The 26,727-nt window shown below is 61.7% G+C and carries 20 protein-coding genes; 14 read left to right on the forward strand and 6 right to left on the reverse strand.

Going from position 1 to position 26,727, the window contains the following annotated elements:
- Nucleotides 1-221 precede the first annotated feature (221 nt).
- Complete coding sequence (locus KUV86_RS04450; protein ID WP_206942832.1) at nucleotides 222-827, forward strand: Yip1 family protein; 606 nt, start codon at nucleotides 222-224, stop codon at nucleotides 825-827.
- A gap of 212 nt (nucleotides 828-1,039) precedes the next feature.
- Here the strand turns inward: KUV86_RS04450 and KUV86_RS04455 are convergent, their stop codons facing one another.
- Nucleotides 1,040-2,167, reverse strand: coding sequence for an aminotransferase class V-fold PLP-dependent enzyme (locus tag KUV86_RS04455; protein ID WP_206942829.1), 1,128 nt, complete (start codon nucleotides 2,165-2,167; stop codon nucleotides 1,040-1,042).
- A gap of 547 nt (nucleotides 2,168-2,714) precedes the next feature.
- Between KUV86_RS04455 and KUV86_RS04460 the strand changes: the two genes are divergently transcribed.
- A complete protein-coding gene (locus KUV86_RS04460; RefSeq protein WP_206942828.1) occupies nucleotides 2,715-3,689 on the forward strand; it encodes a hypothetical protein in 975 nt (324 codons plus the stop codon).
- 84 nt (nucleotides 3,690-3,773) lie between these two features.
- Here the strand turns inward: KUV86_RS04460 and KUV86_RS04465 are convergent, their stop codons facing one another.
- Entirely contained in the window at nucleotides 3,774-4,616 is an 843-nt protein-coding gene (locus KUV86_RS04465; protein WP_206942826.1) for an IclR family transcriptional regulator, read from the reverse strand.
- Between the two features lie 228 nt (nucleotides 4,617-4,844).
- Here KUV86_RS04465 and xsc point away from each other — a divergent pair, with 228 nt between their 5' ends.
- From xsc to KUV86_RS04485, 4 genes are all read left to right on the forward strand, one after another.
- On the forward strand, nucleotides 4,845-6,665 hold the full coding sequence (xsc, locus tag KUV86_RS04470; RefSeq protein ID WP_242520864.1) for a sulfoacetaldehyde acetyltransferase: 1,821 nt from the start codon (nucleotides 4,845-4,847) through the stop codon (nucleotides 6,663-6,665).
- Nucleotides 6,666-6,822: 157 nt separating this feature from the next.
- Complete coding sequence (gene pta / locus KUV86_RS04475) at nucleotides 6,823-7,830, forward strand: phosphate acetyltransferase (protein ID WP_206942823.1); 1,008 nt, start codon at nucleotides 6,823-6,825, stop codon at nucleotides 7,828-7,830.
- Nucleotides 7,831-7,858: 28 nt separating this feature from the next.
- Nucleotides 7,859-8,644 carry a TSUP family transporter gene (locus tag KUV86_RS04480; RefSeq protein ID WP_206942821.1) on the forward strand — a complete coding sequence of 262 codons (786 nt, stop codon included), beginning with the start codon at nucleotides 7,859-7,861 and terminating at the stop codon, nucleotides 8,642-8,644.
- Between the two features lie 69 nt (nucleotides 8,645-8,713).
- Nucleotides 8,714-9,412, forward strand: a complete 699-nt coding sequence (locus tag KUV86_RS04485) for an aspartate/glutamate racemase family protein (protein ID WP_222483762.1) — start codon at nucleotides 8,714-8,716, stop codon at nucleotides 9,410-9,412.
- 49 nt (nucleotides 9,413-9,461) lie between these two features.
- Here KUV86_RS04485 and KUV86_RS04490 read toward each other — a convergent pair whose 3' ends face one another.
- Entirely contained in the window at nucleotides 9,462-10,394 is a 933-nt protein-coding gene (locus KUV86_RS04490; protein ID WP_206942817.1) for a LysR family transcriptional regulator, read from the reverse strand.
- A gap of 274 nt (nucleotides 10,395-10,668) precedes the next feature.
- Here KUV86_RS04490 and KUV86_RS04495 point away from each other — a divergent pair, with 274 nt between their 5' ends.
- The 3 genes from KUV86_RS04495 (at nucleotide 10,669) to KUV86_RS04505 (ending at nucleotide 15,790) form a co-directional block, all read left to right on the forward strand.
- Complete coding sequence (locus KUV86_RS04495; RefSeq protein ID WP_206942815.1) at nucleotides 10,669-12,081, forward strand: sodium:solute symporter; 1,413 nt, start codon at nucleotides 10,669-10,671, stop codon at nucleotides 12,079-12,081.
- Nucleotides 12,082-12,268: 187 nt separating this feature from the next.
- Entirely contained in the window at nucleotides 12,269-13,504 is a 1,236-nt protein-coding gene (locus tag KUV86_RS04500) for an NAD(P)/FAD-dependent oxidoreductase (RefSeq protein WP_206942813.1), read from the forward strand.
- A 1,266-nt stretch (nucleotides 13,505-14,770) separates the two neighbouring features.
- Nucleotides 14,771-15,790 (forward strand): Fic family protein, encoded by a 1,020-nt coding sequence (locus tag KUV86_RS04505; protein ID WP_206942811.1) that lies wholly within the window; start codon nucleotides 14,771-14,773, stop codon nucleotides 15,788-15,790.
- A gap of 396 nt (nucleotides 15,791-16,186) precedes the next feature.
- Here the strand turns inward: KUV86_RS04505 and KUV86_RS04510 are convergent, their stop codons facing one another.
- Complete coding sequence (locus KUV86_RS04510) at nucleotides 16,187-17,938, reverse strand: cobaltochelatase CobT-related protein (RefSeq protein ID WP_206942810.1); 1,752 nt, start codon at nucleotides 17,936-17,938, stop codon at nucleotides 16,187-16,189.
- Complete coding sequence (locus tag KUV86_RS04515; RefSeq protein ID WP_206942807.1) at nucleotides 17,935-18,939, reverse strand: AAA family ATPase; 1,005 nt, start codon at nucleotides 18,937-18,939, stop codon at nucleotides 17,935-17,937. The genes KUV86_RS04510 and KUV86_RS04515 overlap by 4 nt, the downstream gene beginning before the upstream one ends.
- A gap of 148 nt (nucleotides 18,940-19,087) precedes the next feature.
- Here KUV86_RS04515 and thiO point away from each other — a divergent pair, with 148 nt between their 5' ends.
- The 3 genes from thiO to KUV86_RS04530 all read left to right on the forward strand — a co-directional run bounded on the left by thiO (nucleotide 19,088) and on the right by KUV86_RS04530 (nucleotide 22,280).
- Nucleotides 19,088-20,263, forward strand: a complete 1,176-nt coding sequence (gene thiO, locus KUV86_RS04520; RefSeq protein WP_206942805.1) for a glycine oxidase ThiO — start codon at nucleotides 19,088-19,090, stop codon at nucleotides 20,261-20,263.
- Nucleotides 20,264-20,382: 119 nt separating this feature from the next.
- A complete protein-coding gene (locus KUV86_RS04525; protein ID WP_206942803.1) occupies nucleotides 20,383-20,775 on the forward strand; it encodes a nuclear transport factor 2 family protein in 393 nt (130 codons plus the stop codon).
- Between the two features lie 32 nt (nucleotides 20,776-20,807).
- Nucleotides 20,808-22,280: an NAD(P)/FAD-dependent oxidoreductase gene (locus KUV86_RS04530; RefSeq protein ID WP_206942801.1), complete on the forward strand. Its 1,473-nt coding sequence runs from the start codon at nucleotides 20,808-20,810 to the stop codon at nucleotides 22,278-22,280.
- Nucleotides 22,281-22,451: 171 nt separating this feature from the next.
- Here the strand turns inward: KUV86_RS04530 and KUV86_RS04535 are convergent, their stop codons facing one another.
- A complete protein-coding gene (locus tag KUV86_RS04535) occupies nucleotides 22,452-23,348 on the reverse strand; it encodes a LysR family transcriptional regulator (protein ID WP_206942799.1) in 897 nt (298 codons plus the stop codon).
- A 114-nt stretch (nucleotides 23,349-23,462) separates the two neighbouring features.
- Here KUV86_RS04535 and KUV86_RS04540 point away from each other — a divergent pair, with 114 nt between their 5' ends.
- Nucleotides 23,463-24,965 carry a sodium/glutamate symporter gene (locus tag KUV86_RS04540; protein WP_206942797.1) on the forward strand — a complete coding sequence of 501 codons (1,503 nt, stop codon included), beginning with the start codon at nucleotides 23,463-23,465 and terminating at the stop codon, nucleotides 24,963-24,965.
- Nucleotides 24,962-26,599 (forward strand): amidohydrolase, encoded by a 1,638-nt coding sequence (locus KUV86_RS04545; RefSeq protein ID WP_206942795.1) that lies wholly within the window; start codon nucleotides 24,962-24,964, stop codon nucleotides 26,597-26,599. Before KUV86_RS04540 ends, KUV86_RS04545 begins: the two co-directional genes overlap by 4 nt.
- Nucleotides 26,600-26,727: the final 128 nt, after the last annotated feature.

Below are 26,727 nucleotides of genomic sequence, written 5' to 3' on the forward strand. Positions count from 1 at the left end.
TACGTCTCAATGCCCCGCATCACATCAGTGATGCGGGGCATTGTCGTTGATGGAAGAAGAAAAATATTAGCCACAACTTGTACAGTATGTGTACAGGATGTACCGTTGATCGGGTAGCGAACCGAAAATTCGGTTCTATACTGCAAGTTATGGACAACGGAGACCCGTGGATCGAGCACCGATGCCGGGGCTCATTTCAGCGGTAGCAGGGGGGAGTCAGTATGCTGACACATGTCTGGGGATTGATGGCCCATCCGAATCGCGAATGGAGACAGATCAAAGAAGAGAGGGAGACGATAACGCATCTGTATGCGCATCACGTCCTGTTGCTGGCCGCCATACCGGTGATCTGTTCGTACATTGGTACGACGCAGGTGGGTTGGAGTCTTGGAGGTGGGACCACCATCAAGCTCAGTTACCTGGATGCGTTGGGGGCGGGTATCGCGTTCTACATCGTGATACTGGCGGCGGTGTACATCGTCGGCAAGACGATACGCTACTCGGCCAAGCGCTTTCCCAAGACCCCAAGCCAAAGCCAGTGCATCATCTTTGCCGGCTATGTGGCGACACCGATGTTCCTGAGCGGTATCGTCGCGGTCTATCCGATCATCTGGCTGTGTCTGTTGGCCGGGGTGATTGGCCTGTGTTACACCGCCTATCTGCTGTATCTGGGGATTCCCTCCTTTCTCGACATCAGCCGGAAGGAAGGCTTCGTGGTCTCGAGCACCACCCTCGCCGTCGGTGTGCTGGTGCTGGAAGCGCTGCTTGGCATGACAGTACTGCTGTGGGGCTACGGCGAGCGCATCATCCTGTCGTTGATCGGCTGAGAGTCGACCCGTGCAAGACCGCAGTGAGCACAATAGAGAGCAGCATCAAGAGGGCGACGCGGCGGCGTCGCCCTCTTGCGTTGCCCTATTACGTTGCCCTCTTGCGTTGCCCTATTACGTTGCCCTCTTGCGTTGCCCTATTACGTTGCCCTCTTGCGTTGTCCTGTCGGGAAAGCCAAAAGATGAGCGATGGCTGACCCGTGGGCCAAGCCCTATCCCTTGATGCTGTCGAGGGCCTGCCGCAGGCTGGCGATGCTGCGCTCGGGCCGGTGCAGCTTGTCGAGGCCAAACAGGCCGATACGGAAGGTCTGGAAGTCGTCGCCTTCATCGCACATCAGAGGCACGCCAGCCGCTACCTGAAGGCCAGCGCCGGCAAATTTACTGACCAGGGCCGGGTCATCGTGATAGCAGACGACGACGCCGGGAGCCTCGAAGCCGTTGGCAGCAACACTCTTGAAACCATACTCGGCCAGCAGCGCGCGAACGCTCTTGCCCAGGGCCCACTGTTCTTGCTTGACCTTGTCGTAGCCATAGGCGTCGGTCTCGCGCATGATCTCGCGCAGGCCTCGCAGGCTGTCCGTCGGCATGGTGGCGTGGTAGGCATGGCCGCCTTTTTCGTAGGCCTCCATGATGGTCAGCCATTTCTTCAGGTCTGCCGCAAAGCTGGTGCTCTGGGTCTCCTCGATGATTTCCCGCGCCTGGGCAGAGAGCATGACCATGGCGCAGCAGGGGGAGCCACTCCAGCCCTTTTGAGGCGCGCTGATGAGCAGGTCGACCCCGGTGGCTTCCATATCCACCCACACCGTTCCAGAGGCGATGCAGTCCAGCACCATCAGGCCGCCGTAGGCGTGCACCGCGTCGGCGACGCGTCGAATGTAGTCATCCGGCAGGATCATGCCTGATGATGTTTCCACGTGTGGTGCGAAGACGATATCGGGCTGCATCCGCTCGATGGCTTGCTCGACATCTTCGATCGGGGCCGGTGCAAACGGTGAGGTAGGGTCGTTGTCGTCGAGGCGGCGGGCCTTTTGCACGTTGAGCTCTGCCGGGATGTTGCCCATCTCCAGGATCTGATGCCAGCGATAGCTGAACCAGCCATTGCGGAGCACCAGAGCGCTGCGGTTCTGGGCAAACTGGCGTGCCACCGCTTCCATGCCGAAGGTCCCGCTACCGGGCACAATCACGGCGCTATGCGCGTTGTATACCTGTTTCAAGGTGGTCGAGATGTCGCGCATCACGCCTTGAAAACTCTGCGACATATGGTTCAGGGCGCGGTCGGTGTAGACCACGGAAAATTCCAGCAGGCCATCGGGATCGACGTCTGGGAGCAGGCCAGGCATGAGGCACATCCTTTGAGTGGGCGTTGAACAAGCCGGGGCGCAGGGAGCCCGCGGTAGCGGCACCGGTCGACGATGCTCCGGTGCTCATTATTCTTCACAGCATACGGTCAAAGCGGGTCGACGACCAGTGGCCACAGGCACCACAGAGGCCCATGGCGACCGACCGTGCGCAGTGATTCAGGCACGGTTATTCCATCCCGTGCTTTTTATTCTGCCTATCGGTCTAGCAGGGATTTCCGTCCAGTTATCAGCTGCTTCGCCGTTCGGGGCCGGGCACTGGGCAGGGTGCGGCTGGCGACCAAAGCAAACTTTGATCATGCTCAATGAGGCCGTGGAGGGGGATGAGCGGGGTTGAGCGGGAATGAGCGTGAGTCCAGCGGCGGCCCCACAAGCGTCACCCACATTGCGATGGCGATGGCCCGAAGAGCTCGTCCTTTTCGCTTGGTGCGTATTCCTCCTTTGGCCTGCGCAAGACCAGGATCGTCGGCACCGCTGAAAAGCATGACGATGCCGATGAAGTGGACGCATCAGATCGAGGATGTCGATCATGAACGAGACACTGACATGCGCCTGTGACCATGGCGATCCGTCGTGGGAGGCGCTGGAACGACAATGGGTGGAGTGGGGACGGCGAAACCCTGAGCAGGCGACAAGGCTGCTGGCCAAGATGGGCGAGCAGACATCGTCGGGCGAACAGGGCCTGCAGGGAGCAACGCCGCCTGAAGATCTGGCGGCCGCAGGGCTGGGACCTGACGGAGCGCCGCTGGTCGGCGCATCACCCGACGTCATGCCGCTGGCTCGTGTCGAGCTGAGTAACGGCAACACCATCGAGTTTGTCGGGGTGCGCGGTGACAGCAAGGAACCTGAAGTAGGCATGCGCGAGCTGGGACAGCTCGACCGTGCCACCGGCGCGACCTTCGCTGCCGAGAGGGACGTGACGGCCCTGGAACTTTATCTGCGACTTGCCCCCAAGGATGCCCCGGTACCCGACATGCTGCTGGAGCTGAATCCTGCGGTAGAGCGCAAGGCGTTCAAGCATCGCACGGTGGAGAGGGTCGAGGACGCCATCGAGGTGGACCTGGATGAACTGGGGATTGCGCCGGACATCGCCCGGGCCGGCCCCTCCTCGGGGGGCGGCCCCGGGCAGGCCTACTGCGTGCCCGGGGATGGCTATGACCTGTTTCGCAACCACAACTGCGAAACGGTGTCGTTTCCCAGTAATACCTGGTGGTGGTGCGATCCCGCTGCCCATTACTATCACCGGGATCGCTGGACTTCCAATCACAAGCGCCGCAACTCTGTCGGCGTCACCAGCGCATGCCACGGACCGGCAGCCACCCTGCACTATTACAAGAATGCCTTCGGCAACTGGAGGCACTTGCATACCTGGCATCTTGCTTCAGGGTACTGGCAGTGGACCCGTTACGAAGGCTTGTCCAAGCGCGATCGCTGGATTCGCCATCGCTGCGTGACCGGCGGCGGCAGCAGCTTTGTTCGCTGTGTCAGTTTCTTCTTCAACTGACGCCTTAGCCCCACAACGCTGGGCACCATCTAGGGTGTCCAGCGTCTTGCTGGCGGGCTTGTCCAAAGCCGACTTCGCTCACCATCAGGCTATCGGTTGTCGGTGCTCTGTGGTGTCCTCGCCGGTGGCGTCCGACTCCGGCAAGGCGCCCTGATTGATGCGGGCAATGGCGGCGGCGGCGCGCTCCAGGGCGGGAAGGCAGTCCAGAGCACGCTGGCGGTCCATACGCATGACCGGGGCCTGAATGGCCAATCCCACATTGGAGACCCCGGCCGGGTTCGGGGCAAGCACCGCGATGCACAGCAGACCTGGAAGAAACTCCTCATCATCGAAGGCGTAGCCGTCACGCTTGACCTGTTCGATTTCGGCTTCGATGGCATCGATGTCCGTCAGGGTGTTACGGGTGAAGGCCTCCAGGGTGGCATCGGCCAGCAGACGCCGTCGCTGGGATGCGCCCATCTGGGCCAGAAACAGCTTGCCGCTGGCAGAGCAGTGGGCCGGCACTCGTGAACCTGGATGCAGGTAGAAACGCAGCGGTGCAGAGGTCTCGACGCGATCCAGGTAGAGCACCTCGCTGCCGGACAAGGCGGTGATGTTACAGCTTTCTCCCACCTCCCTTACCAGCTCGGCCAGCACCCCGTGGCGAGCCCCCTGGACCGTGTCGTTCAGCAGCAGCGTTTCGGCCAGACGGCGTAGGCGAGAGCCCTTGCTGTAGTGACGGTTGTCTGCCTCCCGCTGCAACATGCCGGAGTTCTCCAGCTGCTGAAGCATGCGATGCAGCGTCGGCTTGGGCAGACCTGTTTCATCTACCAGGCTTTGCAGAGTGAAGTACTGGTCTTTTTCCGCGATGACCTCGAGCAGTGCCAGCAGGCGCTGAGCCGGGGTATCGCCTTCAATGATGCGCGTGTCGACGCCGAGTGTGGTCATGGCTGGCCTCCCTATGCCGTGAAGTTTATCTGTTTCTGAAAAGAACGCAATTCGTACCGTTTTTTGAAATTCGTGTTGACTCCTCACCACTCGGCGGCTACCTTTGCCTCAAGTTCTAGAAAACGGAACTTATCGTATCGAAAAGCTTGATTTGGCTATCCAGAGCCTCGAGCCAAGACACAGGCCGCCAAGGCCGCCAGCACCCATTCTGTTCCCTGGAGGAGCTCCATGAGTCACAACGACAACACCCAAAACCGCCAGGTTGTGAAGGGCAAGCAGAAGATGACGCCCTCGGAAGCCTTCGTCGAAACCCTCGTTGCCAACGACGTGACCGACATGTTCGGCATCATGGGCTCGGCCTTCATGGACGCCATGGATATCTTTGCCCCGGCCGGGATCCGTCTGGTTCCGGTGGTGCACGAGCAGGGTGCCGCCCATATGGCTGACGGCTATGCTCGCGTTTCTGGACGCCACGGCGTGGTCATCGGCCAGAACGGTCCCGGTATTTCCAACTGCGTGACGGGCATCGCGGCGGCTTACTGGGCACATAGCCCGGTGGTCATGATCACCCCGGAAACCGGCACCACCGGTATCGGCCTGGGCGGATTCCAGGAGTGCAACCAGCTGCCGATGTTCCAGGAGTTCACCAAGTACCAGGGCCATGTGACCCATCCTGCGCGCATGGCCGAGTACACCGGTCGCTGCTTCGATCGCGCCATGGCCGAAATTGGCCCGACCCAGCTGAATATTCCGCGGGACTATTTCTATGGCGAGATCGAGGCCGAGATTCCCGAGCCCCGGCGTATCGACCGCGGTCCCGGTGGCGCCCAGTCGCTGGACGAGGCGGCTGCACTGCTGGCCGAGGCCAAGTTCCCGGTAATCGTCTCCGGTGGCGGTGTGGTCATGGCCGACGCGGTGGAACAGTGCAAGGCCCTGGCCGAGCGTCTTGGCGCACCGGTGGTCAACAGCTACCAGCACAACGACTCCTTCCCGGCCAGTCATCCGCAGTGGTGTGGTCCGCTCGGGTATCAGGGCTCCAAGGCAGGCATGAAGCTGATCTCCCAGGCTGACGTGGTGCTGGCCCTCGGCACTCGCCTTGGCCCGTTCGGCACCTTGCCGCAGCATGGCATGGACTACTGGCCCAAGGACGCCAAGATCATTCAGGTCGATGCCGATCACAAGATGCTGGGGCTGGTGAAGAAGATCTCCGTGGGCATTTGCGGCGATGCCAAGGCTGCTGCCATCGAGCTGAGCCAGCGCCTTGAAGGCCGCAACCTGGCCTGCGATGCGTCCAAGGACGAGCGCCTGGCCAAGATCAAGGCCGAGAAGGAAGCCTGGGAGAAAGAGCTCGACGAGTGGACCCACGAGCGTGATCCGTTCAGCCTGGATGCCATCGAAGAAGCCAAGGACGAGAAGCCTTTCTCCGGCGGCGAGTATCTGCATCCGCGTCAGGTCCTGCGTGAGCTGGAAAAGGCCATGCCGGAAGATGTCATGGTTTCCACCGACATCGGCAACATCAACTCGGTGGCCCACAGCTACCTGCGCTTCGAGAAGCCACGCAGCTTCTTTGCCCCCATGAGTTTTGGTAACTGCGGCTATGCGCTGCCCACTATCATCGGAGCCAAGACCGCTGCGCCTCATCGTCCGGCCATTGCCTACGCCGGTGACGGCGCCTGGGGCATGAGTCTGATGGAAACCATGACCGCCGTGCGTCACGGTATTCCGGTGACCGCCGTGGTGTTCCACAACCGCCAGTGGGGTGCCGAGAAGAAGAACCAGGTCGACTTCTATAACCGTCGCTTTGTCGCCGGTGAGCTCGACAACGAGAGCTTTGCCGAGATCGGCCGCGCCATGGGCGCCGAGGGTATCACCGTGGATCGCCTGGAAGATGTAGGCCCGGCCCTGAAGAAAGCGGTCGACATGCAGATGAATGAAGGCAAGACCTGCATCATCGAGATCATGTGTACCCGCGAGCTGGGCGACCCCTTCCGCCGCGACGCCTTGAAGAAGCCGGTCCGTCTGCTCGAGAAGTACCAGGACTACGTCTGATACCGGAGGCGGCGGACCCTGGAGTCTGATCGCCAAGCAAGACTCTCTCGTCCGGTATGACGACATTGCCCTGGCCTGGTGCCAGGGCTTTTTTTCATGTTCGTGATGCGCCACGACCGAGTCTGTCGACCCCTTTACCCCTGGGAGAGCGGTTGCGATGAAAGCGCTGAACCATATTCGTGAGATGGCCCGGCAGGACCCGAAACGCATCGTCTTGTGCGAAGGCGATGACCCCCGAGTGCTGAGGGCCGCCCTGACAGCGAGCGCAGCAGGCTACGCGCGCATTCAGCTGGTGGGCGAGCATAAGGTCATCCAGTCCCGGGCCGAAGCCGAAGGGCTTGAGCTGGATGCGATAGAGCTGATTGACCCCGCGGATTCCGAGCACACCGAGCGCCTGGTGGCGCTACTGCTGGAGCTGCGAGGGGCGAAGGGCATGACCCCTGAGGATGCCGCCACACGGGCGCGGGATCCGTTGATCTTTGCCAACCTGATGGTGCGCGCCGGGCTTGCCGACGGCAGCGTGGCTGGTGCCGTCCACACCACCGCCGATGTGGTTCGCGCCGCGATCCAGTTGATCGGCATGGCCCCTGGCGCCACCCTGGTATCCAGCTTCTTCTTGATGATGCTGTGCAAGGAGTTCCACAGCCTCAAGGGCGGCATGATCTTCTCTGACTGCGGCTTGGTGGTGGACCCGGATGCCGGGGCGCTGTCCGAGATCGCCATGGCGGCTGCCGATAGCGCCGAAGCCCTGCTGGATGAGCCGGCCAGGGTAGCGATGCTGTCCTTTTCTACCAGTGGCAGTGCCCATCATGCGGCGGTGGACAAGGTTGTCGAGGCGGCGCGTCGGGTCAAGCAGGCGCGCCCGAGCCTGGCCATCGATGAAGACGTGCAGCTCGATGCTGCCATCGTGGCGGAGATCGCCGAGCGCAAGTTGCCGGAGTCCAAGGTCAAGGGCAATGCCAATGTGCTGATCTTTCCAGACCTTGAGGCAGGCAACATCGGCTACAAGCTGGCGGAACGCATCGGCGGGGCCGAGGCCATCGGGCCGCTGCTGCAGGGACTGTCGCGGCCTGCCAACGACCTGTCGCGAGGCTGCAGTGAGCAAGATATCGTCAACGTCATTGCGGTGACCACCGTCCAGGCCCAGCGCCTGTCGGTAGCGTAAACGGTATGGGGACGGCCAAGGAGGGTAGATGACACTGGTACCTGAGGGAATGGCGCTGTCCAGTCTTGCGGCGGTGGTATCGATCACCTTGCTGGCCGGCTACCTGCATACCGTGGCTGGCTTTGGTATCGGCATGATCATCATCGGAGTGGCCAGCGGTCTGGAACTTGTCAGCGTTGCCACCCTGGTGGCCGTTGTCAGCCTGATTACCCTGGTCAACAGTGCCGTGGCGCTACCTGGCAAACTGCATCACCTGGATGGGCGCCACGTGCTGGCGCTGGGTCTTGGCATCGTACCGTCCATCGGACTTGGCGTGTGGGCGCTGAACTGGCTGAGCGTCAGCGCTGAAGCTCTACTGATGCTGATGCTGGGGGCACTGGTGTTTTACGGAGGTCTCAGCGTTGGCCTCAGGCCCCGTCCGCGCGCACAGGTCTCGGCTCCTGCCGGCTTCGCGGTCAGCGGTGCGATGACGGGTCTGCTGGGGGGCATGTTCGGCATGCCGGGGCCGCCGGTCATCTACCACTGCTACCGCCAGCCGTTGCCCCGCGAGACGATTCGTCTGCTGTTGATCGCGTGTTTCGCCATGACCTCCGGGGTGCGCACCCTGTATGTCGGTGCCGGCGGCGGGCTCGACGCTCAGGTGTGGCTGCTGGCGCTGTGGACCCTGCCAGCGGCGGCACTGGCCACCTGGGCAGGGCGCCGCTATCCACCACCCTGCAGTGCTGAACTGCTGCGGCGGGTGGCGATGCTGACCTTGATGATCATCGGCACTGGGCTGGTGATCGATGGCGCCATGGCGCTATGGCAGTACTGAATCGATGCCAGAGCTTTGCCCTGAGCCGACGGCATCCATACATCTATCGAATGCATCTGGAGCTGGCCTGTGAGAGCCAATATAGAAGAGGCGCCGCTGGGGGTGCTGTGCCTGGATTCGTCCTTTACCAAGCCCCTGGGACACCTGCGCCACCCCGATAGCTTCCGCCATCCGGTGCGCTACCGCGTGCTCGAGGGCGTTGATATTCCCAGGCTGCTGCACGCGCCCGGTGACGCCTTGCGCGACCTGTTGCTTGAGCAGGCACGCCAGCTGGAAGCGGAGGGGGTATGCGCCATTGCGGGCAGCTGCGGCTTCATGGCGCGGTATCAGGCTCAGGTCGCCGAGGTAGTGTCGGTGCCGGTGGTGCTCTCCAGTCTGACCTTGTTGCCCTGGCTTGCCGTCGTGCACGGGGGCCTTGGGCGGGTGGGGGTGCTGACGGCCGACGCAGGGGCATTGAAGGCGCAACATTTCCTGGGAGCGGGCTGGCAAGGGTCTCTTCCCGCGCTTGAAGGTCTCCAGGACGGGAGCGAGTTTCGGCAGGTGATCCTTGAGGGACAGCGTGATGATCTCGACATGGCGGCGATGGCGGAAGAGGTCGCGACTGCCACGCGACGGCTGATGCGCAAGGTCACGCTGGATGCCATCGTGCTTGAGTGCACGGACCTGAGCGCCTTTGTGGACGTGGTGCGCCGGGAGGCGCGCTGCCCGGTCTACGATATTGTCCCGGCGCTCGATCTGGTCATTCGGGCCTGTGGCGGCAGCAGGTGAATATGCTTAGCCCGGTGTGCACCGTTCCGGCACGCCACGGTGCCCCTGCTCAGGCGTGAAGGGGCGCCAGGGCGCGCTTATGCCAGTGGGCCAGCCCCTTCTCGAGATAGGGCAGGAAGCGCTGGCATTGACGGGAGCTTGGATGAAAGCGCGGGGTGATGATGGCGATCTCCAGGTCGATGGCCGGCTCGAAGGGCACGATGGCCACGTCACAGTCCCGGCGCAGCAGGAAGCCCGCGGCAGAAACCGGGTCCACCAGCGCATGACCGATGCCAGCGCGCACCAGGCTGATGGCAGACGGAAACAGGTGTGTCTCGGCGGCGACATGCCAGCGGGCATCGGCCTGGCGTAGTGCCTGCTTCAGCTTGAGCGTGCTCTGGTGGTGCTCGTCCAGGGTGATCAGCGGCATCCCGTCAAGGTCCTTGGCCCCGACCACGGTGGCGGTGGCCAATGGGCTGTTCGCCGGTACCGCCAGATGCATGCGCAGGGTCAGATGCTTGACCTCCAGGTCACTGAGATCATCCTGACGTTCAATGACGCCCACATCGAATTGGCCTTCGGCCACCCAGTCGCGAATCTTGCCTGAGCTGAAGGTCTGCAGGGACAGCCGCGTATCGGGAAAGTCACTGAGATAGTCCGCCATGATCTGGGGCAAGGCGCTCGGTGAGAGCCCCGGCATGCAGCCGACAATCAGCTTGCCGGCGCGGCCCTGACGCAGACCTTCGGCCAGTTCGTCCAGATGTGACACCGACGCCAGCACCCTGTCGACGCCCTCCATCAGGTAGCGAGCCTCCGGCGTCAGCTCGGTGCCGTAGTTATTGCGACGGAACAGCAGAAAGCCGGCCTCCTGCTCCAGGTTGGCGATGGCGGAGCTCACCGCCGGCTGGCTGAGATCGAGTCGTCGTGCGGCCTTGCTGAGACTGCCGGTGTGCACGACCTCGCGAAATATCTGCAGCTGACGAAGAGGGTAGCGCAGCTTCATTCAGGGACTCCTGGGTAGGGTGGTGGAGGACAGGCTTCGCCGCGATGCGGCATGGGCCGACGTAGCTTCGCTTGTACTGCTGTCTGCGGTGCTGTCTGGGGCGTCGTTCGCGGCGACATGGTTTGGGCTCTTCCGCGGGAGGCGAGGGCCGCTAAAGTGCACGCGATATGGTCTAAGTTTTATCTATAGGTTCATAGGTAGATCAAAGTTGTTTTTATGACAAGGGTCGTCGAAGCTGACACCACCCCCCTACAACCATAACGAGGGTAGTTGCATGAATCCGATCGACCTCTGCGGACTGCTGCTGTACTTCGCGATACTGATCTACATCGGCTATCGCAGTGCCAAGAAAGTCTCTGACAGCGCTGACTTTGCGGTTGCCGGCAACAAGATCATCTGGCCGGTATTGTTCGCCACCTTGGCGGCGTCCTTTCTTGGTGGCGGTGCCTCAATGGGCCGTGCCGGCAAGTCCTTTGATGAAGGCTATGCCTTCATGTTCGCCGCTTCTGCGTTTCCCATTGCCACGGTGCTTGCCGGACTGTTTATCGCGCCCAGGCTCAAGCGCTACGTCAATGCCCATACGGTTGGCGACATCATGGCCCAGCACTTTGGCGCCAGTGCTCGCCTGTTTACCGGGATCTTCTCGCTGGTGTTCTGCGTCGGCATTCTAGGGGCTCAGGCCCTGGCCGTGGGCACCGTGTTCAACGCCATACTCGGCATCGACGTTGCCACTGGTATCTTGATCGGCATGGCCGTGGTGCTGGTGTATTCCACCATCGGTGGAATGTGGGCGGTCATCCAGACCGATGTAGTGCAATTTCTGATGTTGGCGATCTTCCTGCCGGTCACCATGCTGATTGGGCTGCATGACCTGGGGGGACCTCAGGCATTGATCGAGCGCCTGCCGGAGGGCCACTTCAGCCTGATGGGTGACTATTCGCTGGGCATGTTCCTGTCGATCTTCATTGCCTTCCTGCTGGGCGAAACGCTGGTTCCCCCCTACACCCAGCGAGCCCTGTCGGCGCCGGACTCCCGCCATGCACGTATCGGCTATTCGGTGGCCGGTGGCTTCGGTTTCCTGTTTTATCTGGTCAGTGCCACCATCGGGCTGGTGGCGTTGGTGCTCTATCCAACGATCTCACCTGATCAGGCCATGCCGACGCTGATTCGTGATGCCCTGCCGGTGGGCATTACAGGGCTGGTACTGGCATCGCTATTGGCGGTGGTGATGTCGACCGCCGACTCCTACCTGAACTCCGCCGCAGTGATCTTCGTCAGTGATATCTACAAGCCCTTCATCGAGCCCACGGTCAGTGAGCAGAAGCGGCTGTGGATCGAGCGTCTGGTCAACCTGTTGATCGGCCTGGGTGCGGTAGTGTTCGCCCTGTACGCGACCTCGATCATCGATGCGCTGCTGCTCAGCTATGCGCTGTGGGCGCCGACCATTCTGCTGCCGTTCGTGTTCGCCGTGCTGTTCAACTTGCGCTGCACCCGCTCAGCTGTGGCGGCGATGCTAGCGGGCGCGTCGGTCACGATCCTGTGGAAGTGGGGGCCCTTTGACCTGCAGGCGGCTACTGGCTTGACCGCTCTGATCGCCGGTGTCATCGCCAATGTCTCGGTGTTTGTACTGGTCTACCAGCTGTTCCGGTCGGCTCCCGATGCTCCCGTCGTCGCCAAGACTCAATAAAGGAGACTCCCATGACCCTGTACGCTCTTGCCCTGTATGCCGTCAGTGCCGTCAGCATCCTTACCGCGGTAGGGGTGGGGATCGCCTCCTGGCGCTTCTACCGCGATAACTGAATCCCCGCTATCCACGCTACGCGCGTCCGGCCTGAACCACGGGCCGGACGTCAGTGTCCCCAAGGAGACATTGCATGAACACCATCGCCGTTGTGGGGGCAGGCATTGTCGGTCTGGCCGTGACGAGATCGCTCGTTGACGCCGGCTACCAGGTGCAGCTCTTCGATCCGGGAGCACCGGGGGAGGGCACCTCCCTTGGCAATGCAGGACTGATTGCCAACTACGCGACCTCGCCCATGGCCAGTATCGAGACCTTGAAGGCCCTGCCCAGGGAACTGGTCCGGCGTGACGCATCGTTATCGATTGATCCCCGCTATCTGTCGCGGTTGGCCAGTTTTGGGCCGCGTTTTATCCAGGCCGCCACACCCTCCCGCTTTGCCCGCCACAAGGCGGATCTGGTGGCGCTGATACAGGACGCCGTCAAGGCGCAACACCGCTTGCTCGAATCGCTTGACGCACCGGGCCTGTACGCGGATACCGGCTGCCTGCAGCTGGCGTATCGTGGGGATGCGCTGTCTCGGTCGCTCGAGGCCTCAGCTGAGGCCAAGCGGGCCGATGGCGTCGACTGTCGCGCGCTGACGGCCGCTGACGTTCGCGACCTGGAGCCTGAGCTCAGCCCTGAGCGCCTGGAAGGTGCCTTGTTCTTTCCCTCCACACGTCACCTGAAGGACCCCTTGACCGTCAGTCGCACCCTGTGGCGCCGACTGGAGCGCGCCGGTGCGGTATTGCACCGTGCGCGCATCGAGGGACTGGCGCCTTGTGTCGATGGCGGGTGGCGTCTGGTCAGTACGCTGGGGGAGCACCATGCCGATCAGGTGGTCATGTGCGCGGGCATGGCTAACCAGGCGTTGATGAAGTGGCTGGGGATGTCGCTGCCGGTGGTCAGCGAGCGTGGTTACCACGTGCGGCTCGACACGTCGGTCTCGCTGACACGACCTACGGGCTGGCTGGCCCACCATTTTTACGCCACACCGATGGAGGGCGGTGTGCGCCTGGCGGGCACCACCGAGTTTACCGCGCCGGAACGGCGTGCCGACCAGCGCCGCTGGGACCGCCTGAAGGGGTGGGGAGACGCCATGTTCGGTCGCTCTCTGACGCTGAGCGAGCGCTGGATGGGCGTTCGTCATTCCACCCCGGATGGTTTGCCGGTGGTCGGTCCCGTGGCCGGCAGGGAAGGGCTGTATCTGGCCTACGGGCACGCTCACCTGGGGTTGACCCTGTCCGCCCAGACCGGTGAGTTGATCCGCGCCATGATCGATGGCAGCCCGCTGCCTGACTACGCACAACGGCTGTCACCGGCGAGGTTCTAGAGAGGGCGCTCGTTTCCGTGAGCAGTGTCGATGGACACAGAGATTTTTTCTGGGAAATTTCGCGGTAGCCGGGGTTCGATACTCTTGGGCGAAGTTCTGAGGAGGTTAGTGTAGACCGTAGCCTTCGAACGTGATTCGCCTGTTGTTCCGCTGCGCTTCGATTTCAAGGCTAGTCAGGCGTCTGGGCAGGCTTATGGATGAGAATTCACTCCATAAGCTCCTGTGGACAGAGTGCTGCCCGCTTGACGTCCGCATCAGCATGGTTGGTGTAGATCAATCCATGAACCTGATCTCAAGGCTTGTACCGGCTGGATAAAGCGGATCTGCGGGGAGCTACTCGCACGAACATTGCAAAATGTGTCTAGTACGAGGGCTTTGGTGCCGAATGGCGGGGGGAAGAGCCAAGCGGTCATCTCTCGCTATCACCAAGTAAGTTAATCCCGAGACGTCTATGAATGACTCGAGGGTGAAATCGCGAGGAAGATACTAAAGTATTAGGAGATAATTTATATGACGGTTTTACGTGACTGTTGGTAGCAAGGTCGTGAGAGGATCAATTTGTCATGATGAGGCAGGTTACGACGTTGAAACTATGACGCGTGAGACATCGCCTGTATATGGCTGGTGCGTCTTGCATAGACGAAAAGACGTTAAAAGCTGAACTCATGTCGAGTAATGCTAAGCATTTTAATTCTGTGTAGTGGTGAGGAGCCACTAGACGGGTTCACCCCCCCCTCCGCTTACTTGATTTGATTTCTGGGATAGAGGAGGGGTGCGATCTTTTACATGGTGTTAGAAGTGTCGATTTACATTTTAACTTCAGAGGTCGCTTCTCGTGAGGCAGACAGCGTTACATAGGTTGGCGGTGCGTCTAGTAGGTTAATGAGAGTCCCACTATAGTGATTTTCGTACGCGAACAATAGGTAGTTTATCTGCGGTTTTCGGCTTTGAAATAGTGATTTTTACATCTTGTTGTTAAGGCAATGAGCGCAGTGATAGTGTTGCTCGAAGGCCGCGCCGCTCTGATCTCCGCCGCCGTCACCGGAAAAATCGATGGACGTTGCTGGCGAGCCGGTCAGTATGTGTACCACCTCAAGATTGCCATGGCGGCCATAGCGCGAGCCACTGACTGTTAAGACAAGGAGTCGGCTAATGAAGTTTGAAACCTTTCAGGCAGGGCAGTGGCTGCCCCAGTATCAGTACAAAAGCTTCAGCCCGGTGACGGTGAACAGAGAGTGGAGCTGGGAGGCCCCCTAGATCAACACCTTGCTGGAACGCGCTTCCCGCGCTTTGGCGGAGCTGGATGCCTTTACCTTGATCGTTCCGGATGTGGATTTATTCATCCAGATGCACATCACCAAGGAGGCCAACAACTCTTCTCGTATCGAAGGCACGCAAACCGAGATGGATGAGGCGGTACTGGATAGCAGCCAGTTGGCACCCGAAAAGCGCGATGATTGGCACGAAGTACAGAACTACATTCAGGCGATCAACGAAGCGGTCGAGGAGCTGGAGCGTCTTCCGTTATCCAACCGGCTACTCAAGCATACTCACGCCATCCTGATGCAGGGGGTACGTGGTGAGCACAAGTCTCCCGGGGATTTTCGTATCAGTCAGAACTGGATAGGTGGTAGTAGCTTGGTGGATGCAGCCTTTATCCCGCCTCATCCCAGTGAGGTGCCTGAGCTGATGGGGGATCTGGAACTCTTTTGGCACAACGATAGTGTCAACGTGCCGGAGCTGATCCGGATCGCTATAAGTCACTACCAATTTGAGACCGTCCACCCCTTCCTGGATGGGAATGGCCGTATCGGGCGGCTGCTGATCACCCTCTATCTAGTTAGCAAGGGCCTGTTACGCAAGCCCTCGCTGTACCTGTCAGACTTCTTCGAGCGCAACCGAGCCAGCTACTACGATGCGTTGACTCGTGTGCGGATGTCTAATGACATGGTCCATTGGGTCAAGTTCTTCCTATCGGCCATCATCGAGACCGCTGGTAAGGGCAAGGCCACCTTTACCGGGATCCTCGAGCTGCGCCAGGAAATGGATCGCATGGCCTTTGGCTACGGCAAGCGGGCCGAGAATGTACAGACTTTGCTCAGACACCTCTACAGGCGTCCTGCGGTAACGGCAGGACAGGTCAGCGAACTGCTGGAGGTGACGCATCAGACCGCCTCTGCGCTGCTCAACAGGATGGTCGAGGATAAGATGTTGAACGAGATAACTGGCTACCAGCGTAACCGGATATTTGTCTTTGAGCGTTACCTGCGGCTATTCCGGTCATGACTCTTCGAGAAAGTGTTTGTGTAACGCAGCGCCGACAAAACTGATAGACGTGACTCCATGTGTAAAGGTGCCAGCTTTTTCTTTACATATAACTGGCATGTGTAAGGCGAGGTGAAGTTGCTTCGCAGAGGGATGCCTACTCTGGGCATATCAAGGCCGCACACCCTGATAGCGGAGACGGGGTGGCCCGGGGACGTAGCAGTTGGCTCTGCCAGTTGGATGACACGCCCATTAGCCTGATCTTGTCCATCAACAGCGTGCACTTCTTGATTGGCGTTGAGCTATTAAGGACGACGCTTCAGGCTTGAAACTCGGTGACCACTTCACGCTGACCTCATCGCTTAAGACGGACGGGGATGGTTTCGCAAGGCCTTACCTGGCGCTTGTCCCCCAAGACTAATACCGCCGCTTCGACAGCATCAGCTCCACCACGTCATCCAGCAGGGTATTGTCCAGGGTCTGACCGATGTCGATGACTCGGTGTCTCGGATAGTAGGGGCTCAGGTCGAGACCGACGCCGAGGCCAACGATATCGATGGGGCCGGAACGACGACCGTTGCCGCCGCTGTACGTCGCCACCACCGAGCGCAGGTGGTGGTCGAGGTAGTGACGATCGTTGGCCAGGTTGGTGGCGCTATCCGAGGGGCTGCCGTCGGAGATCACGACCAGCAGGCGGCGGTTGACGTCGGCGCTCATCAGCCGCTGACAGGCCCATTGCACGGCTTCGCCGTCGATCCCTTCCTTGTAGATATCGGCCTTGAGCAGGGCCGCCAGTCCCAGCCGGGCGCGGCGCCAGGGCTGGCTGGCGTCCTTGATGATCAGATGGCGTGCCTCGTTGAGGCGTCCCGGGGCCGCGGGTCTGCCTGACCTGAGCCAGTCCCGTTGGGCACGGCCCCCATTCCAGGCGCCGGTGGTGAAGCCCAGCACCTCGCTGCTTACCCCCGCCATGTCCAGCGCCCGGGCCAATAGCTCCACCAGGGTAGCGATGGCTTCACCGTGGACCTTCATGGAACCGGAGCAGTCGATCAGCAGGCTGACTTGAGCATCGCTGACGGGTCGATGGCGTTCGCGGAGAAAGACGCGGCGCTCCTGGGGCGATGTCACGATCTGCGACAGTCGGCGCCCGTCGATCACGCCGCTTTCTTCGCCGTCGTTCCAGCCATCTCTCTCCACCACCGACAGATGACGCCGAAAGGCCCGGGCCAGCCGGCGCACGTTGACCTTCTGGGCGGCGAGCCGCTGATCCAGACGGTCGCGGTACTCCACCAGCAGCGCGTGCCGGACCAGGCTGTCGGCACGCCTTTCGCTGTCATAAGCCGTGGTGAAGGCGCGGTAGCGGTTGGCGTCATCTTCCAGTAGACGGCTTTGCCCGCTGAGCGCGACCGGGATCTCTTCCTCCAGGTCATCTTCACTGTCCAGCAGCAGGGCCAGGGCACGGCGAGGATCCTTGTCCTCCTGCTCGCGATCCTGCTGAGGCTCAAAGCCTTCCAGCTGGGCAGCTATCCAATCGGCGATGGCGTGGGCGTGACGCTGGAAGGCCGCTTGATCGTGACGCTCGCGTCGCAGTCCCGCCAGGGCGTGGCCGAGGGCCGGTACGATATTGGCCCGGGTGGCCTCCAGCATGTCCTCGAACGCTTCCAGCATCGGTGCCGCCATCAGCCGCGAGCGACTGATCTGAATCACGCAGAACAGCAACAGTCCGAGGGCAGTTTCGGTGAATTGCGCGTGATGGTAGTCCAGCGACCACTGTCGGAAGCGCTGTTCGAGGTTGCTCGCCATGCCCGGTGCCCCGGGGCCCAGCAAGGCTTCCACGCGGCACTGCTCCAGCCAGTCGTAGATCAGCCGTGGTTCGGGCTCTGCTGGCCGTAGGTGCTGGTGAAGCGCGTCGTCGCTGAAGCGCTCGCGCAGGGCCAGGGCATCGCTGACCGCGCGATAGCCCGTAATCGACAGGCAGTCATCGGCAAGCTTGAGGTGAGGGGCCCGCAGGGGGACTCGTCGTTGCCCGTGGTAGAGACGACGGCTGGCGTAGAACCAGCGGCTGTCGCCGGTGTGGGCTCGCAGTACCGCCGCCTCGATGTCTTCGAGATATTGCTGGCGCCGTGTTCTGGCCAAGGCGCTGGCGTGGGTCGCATCGCCTGGGGTCGTCATGATGCTTCACTGCCACCGTCGCCGCTGGCGATGGACTCGCTCAGTTCCTCATCGAAGCAGCGTTGGTAGAACTCCGCGACCAGAGCGCGTTCATGCTCGTCGCACTTGTTAAGAAACGACAGACGAAATGCCAGCGCAGGATCGCGGAATATCTCGCAGTTCTCGGCCCAGGTAATCACCGTGCGTGGCGACATCAACGTCGACAGGTCGCCGTTGGCGAAGCCCTTTCGGGTAAGTTCGGCCACCGCCACCATGGCGTCGACATGGCGCCGGCCACGCTCGTTGTCCTTGCTCGGCACCCTGGCGAGCACGATGTTCACTTCTTCGTCCCGCGGCAGATAGTCGAGCTTGGCGACAATGTTCCAGCGATCTACCTGGGCGTGGTTGAGCAGCTGGGTACCTTGATAGAGGCCGTCCTGGTTGCCCAGGCCCACGGTATTGGCGGTGGCGAACAGGCGAAACATCGGGTGTGGACGGATGACCCGGTTCTGATCGACCAGGGTGAACTGGCCATCGCGCTCGAGGATGCGCTGGATGACGAACATGACGTCGGGTCTGCCCGCGTCGTACTCATCGAAGATCAGGGCGACCGGCCGCTGAAGTGACCAGGGCACGATGCCCTCCTGGAATTCTGTGACCTGCACACCGTCTCGGATCACGATGGCGTCCTTGCCCACCAGGTCGAGGCGACTGATGTGACCGTCCAGGTTGACACGTACGCAGGGCCAATTGAGGCGCGCCGCGACCTGCTCGATATGGGTCGACTTGCCGGTGCCATGAAGCCCTTGAACCATCACCCGACGGTTGCGGGTAAAGCCCGCCAGGATCGCCAGGGTGACGTCCGGGTTGAAGCGGTAGGCCTCATCCATGGCGGGCACATGATCGTCTCGCTGCGTGAACACCGGCACCTTGAGGTCCGAATCGATACCGAAGATCTCCCGGGCGCTGTGCCAGTGCTGGGCGGGGAGGCTGTCATCGAGCAGGGAATGGGCATCGGCCATGGTCGTGTGTCCTGGTGCGCTGCTGTGAAAGTGATGACACTATAGACGTGTTTTAAAAAATAACGCAAATTGTATCGAAAAATGAGATTTCAATGGGTTCTGGCCACCCTGGGATGAGTGGGGCGCCGTGAACGAGGGGGAGAAGCATATGCGGGATGTGATCGTGGTGGGTGGAGGCGTCATCGGCATGATGAGTGCCTGGCGTCTGGCACAAGCCGGCCTGACCGTGACGCTGGTAGAGCGGGGTCGTTGCGCCGGAGAGGCTTCCTGGGCCGGTGGTGGCATCGTTTCGCCGCTGTATCCATGGCGCTACAGCGCGCCTGTCTCTGCGCTGTCAGCGTTGTCTGAAGGCGTCTATCCGGCGCTGTGCCGCCAGCTATATGACGAGACCGGGGTCGACCCGCAGTTCACCCGGCATGGCCTGTTGTATCTCGCGGTGGACGATGCCGAGGACGCGCGACAGTGGGCGCAGCGCTTCGGCAAGCCATTGGAGGACATCGACGCCGATGCCATTTGCTGCCTTGAGCCAGGGCTCGCCGAGACCGATTGGCTGCGTCGGCAGCAGGGCGGGTTGTGGATGCCCACACTCGGCAGCTTGCGTAACCCGCGCCTGGGGCGTGCCCTGCGTGCGCGGCTGGAACGGGATCGCCGGGTCGAAGTCCGGGAGGACTGTGAGGTCATTGGATTCAGGCGTCGAGGCGATGACGTGGTCGGGGTAGAGACCGTGCAGGGTCGCATCGATGGGGGGCGCATACTGGTCTGTGGCGGGGCATGGAGCGGCGAACTGCTGCGGCGAGCCGGGGTTGGCCTGGCAGTCAACCCGGTCAAGGGACAGATGATGGTGCTCAAGCCCCCCTATGGTACTCGACCGCTCTCACGGGTGGTGCTGGCGGATGGGCGTTACCTGATCCCGCGTCAGGATGGACGCATTCTGGTGGGGTCCACCCTGGAGCACCAAGACTTCGACAAGACCACCACCAGCGCGGCACGGGTGTCGCTGTATCGCAGTGCGGTGCGGCTGTTGCCAGCGCTTTCCAGGGCCAGTATCGAGCATCACTGGGCCGGCCTGCGACCTGGCTCTCCTGGCGGCATTCCTTTTATCGGGGAGGTGCCTGGCTGGGCTGGACTCCACGTCAATGCCGGCCATTTCCGCAATGGTCTGGTGCTGGCGCCCGCGGCGGCTCGACTCGGCGTGGAGTTGCTGTTGGGTGAGCGACCCTGCGTGGACCCGGCACCCTATCGGCTTGGGCACGACGCACACCATGTGCAGGATTCGGCGTCACCCGCAGGGCTGGCCCAATCGACAGCGAGCAACTGGTGCTAAGGGACGAGCGCTCGGGGCCTTTAGGCTCGGGGGTAGACGAGGCCAAGAGGGCCTCGCCAACACAATAACGATACTGCTCTAGGCGCTCAGTCGCGCTGTGAACAACAAGGAGAACCTCCATGAGCCAACCCGACGCCCAGTTTCTCGCCGATTTCGCCGATGCGCTCAACCGTCACGATATCGACGCGGTGATGTCGATGATGACCGACGATTGCGAATTCCATTCCGTGGCTGGCCCAGAACTGCTGGGCAAGACCTTTCATGGTCAGGAGCAGGTTCGCGCTGGACTCAGGGCGGCCTGGGAAAATGCCCCGGATGCCCAGTGGCTTGACGGGGTGCATCAGGTGATTGGAGATCGCGGCTACAGCGAGAGCACCTACTGTGGGACCACGGCCGATGGTATGCGCTCCGAGGCTCGCATGATCGATGCCTTTACCTTCCGCGACGGCAAGATTGCGGTGAAGAATGCCTTCCGCAAGCAGCGGCCGGCCACGCCGACTCGTCAGGGCTGAGGGTACCCCATTCGCGATCCGGGAGGAGCGACATGCTGGAGCTAAAGACCGCGGAGCAGCGAGCGTTGGAGGCCACCGGCCAGGGGCCGCTGCAAGGCAAAGGTGCGGCGACGTCTGCGCGCGCCCCTTATGATCCTGCCTATGACCCGCTGACGGCGAAGCAGGTGGGTACCGGCTGTGACTATGCGCCCACTTACTGGGTCGCCACCGCCGGCGAGCCACCTGCCGACGACGGCCCCATTGAGTGCGATACCGATGCCGACGTGGTCATCGTTGGCTCGGGTTTCACCGGGCTGACCGCGGCGATCTTCCTGGCGGAGCGCTATGGCATCAAGGCCACGGTACTGGAAGCCAATCGGGTGAGCTGGGGCTGCAGCACGCGCAACGGTGGCCAGGCTCAGTGCGCCTCAGGGCGCCTCAAGCGCTCCCAGTGGATTGCACGTTACGGTCTCGATACGGCGCTCAAGCTGCATCGGGAATGCGTCGAGGGCATGCAGACGTTCAAGTCCCTGATCGCCGACATTGACTGCGATCCACAGCCCGGCGGGCATCTGTATATCGCCCACAAGGATCGGATGATGCCGGGCCTGGAGAAAGAGGCGCGACTGCTGCGAGACACCTTCGACTACGATGCGCGGATCATCGATGGCGACACCGTCAAGCGTGAGTGGGTGGGGGACAGTGAGGCGGCAGGCGCCATGCATGAGCCTGAGGGCATCGGTATTCATGCGGCAAAGCTGGCCTTTGGTTACCACCGCAAGGCACGTGCTCTGGGCGTCAAGGTACACCCGGCAAGTCCGGTTCTGGGCTGGGAGACCCGCGGCGACACGCACTACCTGCGCACACCGGGCGGTCTGGTCAAGGCGCGGGCGGTCGGGATTGCCACCGGGGGCTATATCACCGGTCAGCTCCACCGTTCGCTGCATAATCGGCTGCTGCCGATCCTGTCGAATTCCATGGTCACTCGCCCATTGACGTCCGACGAGATCGAGGCGACCGGGTTTCGCACGCGCCAGGTGCTCACCGACACGCGCATCCTGCGCCATTACTACCGACTGTTGCCCGACAATAGGGTGCAGATTGGCAGTCGCAGTGCGATTTCAGGTCGTGATGCGCCGAAAGAACGCTACGCCGCCATGCTCAAGGCCGATCTTGAGCGCAAGTTTCCGGCGCTGGCCGGTATCGAGATCGACTACTCCTGGTGGGGCTGGGTCGATGTCAGCCACGACATGATGCCGCGGATTCACCAGCCTGATCCCCGGGAAAGCGTGTACTACGCTCTCGGTTACGGTGGAAATGGGGTGATGTACTCGGCCCAGGCCGGCAAGCGGCTGGCACAGTGGATCGCAGGTGAGGGCGCTACCCTGGAGTTGCCGATCTTTACGTCCAAGCTTCCGTTTCCCAATCTGAGAGAGCGCATCGAGTCGCAGGCGTTTGCCCCTTTCCGCCGCGCTGGCCAGCGTTTTCTCTACCGCTACTACTACGTCAAGGATGAATTGCTATGACGACATTCGGCGACGCCGGTACCACGCTCTTGTAACGTGCGCTGTTGCCTCGCTGGGTCAAGGGAGCCAGGCCGTGCCCATCGGGACGGCCTGGACGTCGTTGTGATGTGGGGCGGCGGACTCGCCATCCCGTTCGCTCTAGAGTGGTCGGACGCGTAAGGCGTCGAACCCTCAATGCTCTGGCGGCAGCTGCTTGTCGAGCCGCTGCAGAAAGGCCGTTTGTACCGGCGTCAGCTCCCCTTCGCGCCAGGCCACTTCCGTGACCAGGCTGTGTTGCACGCCTTCCAGGGGCACCATGGTTACCCCCTTGCGCAGGTAGTTGCTGGCGCACTCCAGATGCACGGTGACGCCAAAGTCGCAGGCCACAAAGGCGAAGATCGTCTCACTGTTGAAGGTTTCCTGCGCCACCTTGGGCTCAAATCCCGCCTCGCGGCAGATCAACTCGAGCTTTTGACGGAAGTGGTGCCACATGCTGTGTGCGCCGAGAATGAACGGCTCGTGGGCGAGCTCCTCCAGGCGGATACTCCGGCGCTGTGCCAGGGGATGATGCTCGCTGACCGCAGCAATGAAACGGTCGCGCTGGATAGGACGTGAGCACAGGCCTGGGGTCAGCACAGGCCCGGTGACGAAGCCGAAATCCAGATGGCAATCCGTCAGATCCTGTAGCTGTGATGCCGTTGAACCGAAGTGCAGGTCAAAGTGGATATCCGGGTGCAGCCGGCGAAAGTCATCCAGCAATGCCGGCAGTTCCCCGGTGATGGCAAAGTCGGTGTAGCCAATGGCAAGGCGTCCCAGCTCCCCCCGTCCCGCTCGCTGTGTCTTGAGCACCGCCTCGTCCAGATGGCGCAGGATCTGGCGACTCTCCTCCAGCATGACGCGTCCGGGCTCGGTCAACCTGACCTGGCGGTTGTTGCGTAGCAGCAGGGTCTCGCCGATGGCCTCTTCCAGCTGAGCAATGGTGCGGCTGAGAGCAGGCTGTGCAACGTTGAGCCGCTCAGCGGCATGACGAAAGTGCAGGCAGTCAGCCACGGCGACAAAAGCGGAGAGATGGCGAAGTTCTATGCGCATTGATGCCTCATCGGTATCGCATGAAACCTAATTGATATTATACGAGCAACGACGGTGGTCCTAGGCTGAGAACATCCGCTTCACTTCCAATAACAACCGTCGGGTGACTCCATCATGCAAGATTCCTTTCACGGGGTAATTGCCTTTGCGCTGCTGGCCTTGATGCTATGGCTTGGCAGTCAGCTGCGCAGCCGCCTTGGCTGGCTGCGAGCCTCGCTGGTTCCCGCCAGCATTGTCGGTGGTCTGCTGGGTTTCTTGGCGCTGTCGCTGGGCCTGCTGCCTGGCTATGAGCCAGGCGATTTCACCGCGCTGACCTTTCACTTTTTTACCCTGAGCTTCATGTCCTTGTGCCTGACCGGAAGCGGGCGCCAGAGCGAGGCCGGCGGTGGCAGCATCTTTCGCGGCGGCATGTGGATGACCCTTGCCTGGAGCATCAGCCTGGGCCTTCAGGGCGTGATCGGTTTCCTCGTGGTCAGCGGCTACGACGCGGTGACCGGCAGTGAGATCAGCGCCTTTCTCGGTGCCATCGTCACCCATGGCTTCACTCAGGGGCCCGGACAGGCGCTGACCTACGGCACTATCTGGGAGAGCGAGTACGGCATCGCCAATGCCGCCCAAGTGGGACTTATCTATGCCTCGCTTGGATTCCTGATGGCCTTCGCACTGGGCGTGCCGTTGGCGCGACGCTATCTGTCCAAGGGACTGAACGCCAACCGCGCCTCACGCCTGGACGACAACTTCCGTCGCGGCTTCTTCACCCGTGCCGGCGAGGCGGCCGACGCGACCTCCTTGCCATCGATGGGGCGCATGATCTCCCACCCTGGCAATCTGGACTCCCTGGCCTATCACCTTGGTCTGCTGGCGATTGCCTATGTCGTCACGCACCTCTGGCTGACCTTTATCCAGGGGGTGATCGGTGACGCCACACCCTTCGGCATCAACGTGGGGGTGCTGTTCAGTCACAACCTGTTCTTCCTGCACGGCCTGGGCGTCTGCGTGCTGATGCGTATGCTCATTGACCGTCTTGGCCTCGCTCATCGGGTCGATGATGAGACGCTTAAAAGAATTACTGGCAGCTCGGTGGATTTCATGGTCGTGGGCACCCTGATGAGCATCCAGTTTGCGGTGCTTTACGCGCTGCTGGTGCCCATCCTGCTGGTCACGGTGGCCGTCACCTTGTCGACGCTGCTGGGGTGTCTGGTCATGGGGCGGCTGAGCGGCGAGCTAGGGCCGGAGCGAACCGTGACGTCCTTTGGCTGCTGCTGCGGTTCCACCGGTACCGGCCTGCTTCTGCTGCGAATGATGGACGCCGACTTTTCCACCTCCGTGCCCAAGGAGCTGGCCTTCTTCAACCTGGCCATCGTGCTGGCGACGCTGCACCTGCTGATGATCTTCGCGCCGATCGCGCCGTCTCTGGGGGCAGGCACTTATCTGCTGGCCTTTGGTGGCACGGCGCTGGCCCTGGTCGCCTGTATCCCGCTGATGCTGATGTGGGGCCGCCACGGGCGAGATAGTTCGCCATCGTCAGGTTGGGCCGCCAGCGTCGACCAACCTTCATACACCAGCTCACCCGCCAGCCTTTCATCGACCGTGACCAAGGGAGCGTCTCGCTCATGAGTATCGTTGTCTATCCTGCTCGCCGCGTGCTGACCATGAATCCATCCCAGCCTCGGGCCACCCACGTCGCCGTGCACGATGACCGAATCCTGGCGGTGGGCGGCGCCGAGGATATGCCGAGCCATGCCCGCACCGATGATCAGTTTGCCGACAAGGTGATCCTGCCGGGCTTCGTGGAAGGCCACAGCCATGCCCTGGAAGGCGCGATGTGGGACTACCTGTATCTTGGATTCTTCCCGCGCCAGGATCATCTTGGGCAGCTATGGAGCGGCCTTGAGACCATCGCCCAGGTGCAGCAGCGCCTGCGCCAGCATGCGGCCACGTTGGACGAGGGGGAGCCGCTGATCGCATGGGGGTTCGATCCGGTCTACTTTCCAGGGCAGCGTCTGAGTCGTCGAGAGCTGGATGAGGCCGTCGCAGACCGGCCGCTGGTGATCCTCCACGCCAGCTTTCACAGCATGACGGTCAATAGTGTGATGCTGGAGCTGAGCGGGATCGAGCAAGGCCCGAGGGTGGAAGGGGTACGACTGGATGACCAGGGACGGCCAAACGGTGAGCTGCAGGAAATGGCGGCCATGTTCGTGGTGTTCGATGCCATCGGCAATAACCTGTTCAATGCGGTGGCCTCGCCCCAGGCGCTCAAGCGATACGGGACGATCGCCAGTGCCTGTGGCGTGACCACCATCACCGATCTTTACAACCCGATGACCGACGAGGCCATCGAGGCCATGCGGGAGGCGACCCAGGCCGCCGATTTTCCGGTGCGGCTGGTGCCTGCCATGGGGGTATTGGGTTGGTCGGCGGAGGAGGGGATCGCGCGTCTACAGCGTGCCAAGACCTACAGTCATGACCGACTGGTGTTCGGCCCGGCCAAGCTGATGACAGACGGCTCGATTCAGGGCTACACCGCCCGCCTGAAATGGCCCCACTACCATGACGGCCACGCCAATGGCATGTGGAATGCCGACCCCGCCGCCTTGACGGAGCTGGTACAGGCGTACCATCAGGCGGGATTGCAGCTGCATATCCATACCAATGGAGATGAGGCCGTCGAACTGATGCTGGAGGCTTTGACCCAGGCGTTGACGTTGTGGCCGCGCCCCGATCATCGCCATACCCTGCAGCACTGCCAGGTCATCGACCATGCTCAGCTGCGACGTGCTGCCCGGCTTGAGCTGTGTCTCAACATGTTTGCCAACCACATTTACTACTGGGGCGACATCCATCTGCAGCGCACCCTGGGTCCGTCTCGCTGCCAGCGACTGGAGCCACTGGCGTCTGCGCGACGCCTGGGCATCATGACCGCGATCCATAGCGATGCGCCGGTGACCCCTTTGGGGCCACTGTTTACTGCCTGGTGCGCGGTGAACCGCACCACCGCCAGCGGCCGTCAGCTTGGTGAGCAGGAGGCCGTCAGCGTTGAGGCCGCCCTTGAGATGATCACCCTGGGTGCCGCCTTCACCCTGGGGATGGATGATCGCGTGGGCAGCCTGGAAGTGGGCAAGTTTGCCGACATGGCCGTGCTGGATCAGGATCCGCTTGAACAACCGGCCGAAGCCCTGCGAGACATCAGGGTACATGCCACCTTGCTGGGCGGGCGTATCCACCAACGCAAGGCAAGCCACACAGGATGAAGGTTGCTGACTCCGTCGCTGGCGACAGGGTGCCCGGCAAGGGCAATAGAGCGCAATGGATACGGCCGCCTGCAATGGGCATCAACAAAGGTAGATGAGATGGTCCATGACGATCTGGCAAGTGGTCC

Origin of the sequence: Halomonas sp. DP8Y7-3, assembly GCF_019801675.1 — a bacterium.
Taxonomy (GTDB): domain Bacteria; phylum Pseudomonadota; class Gammaproteobacteria; order Pseudomonadales; family Halomonadaceae; genus Halomonas; species Halomonas litopenaei_A.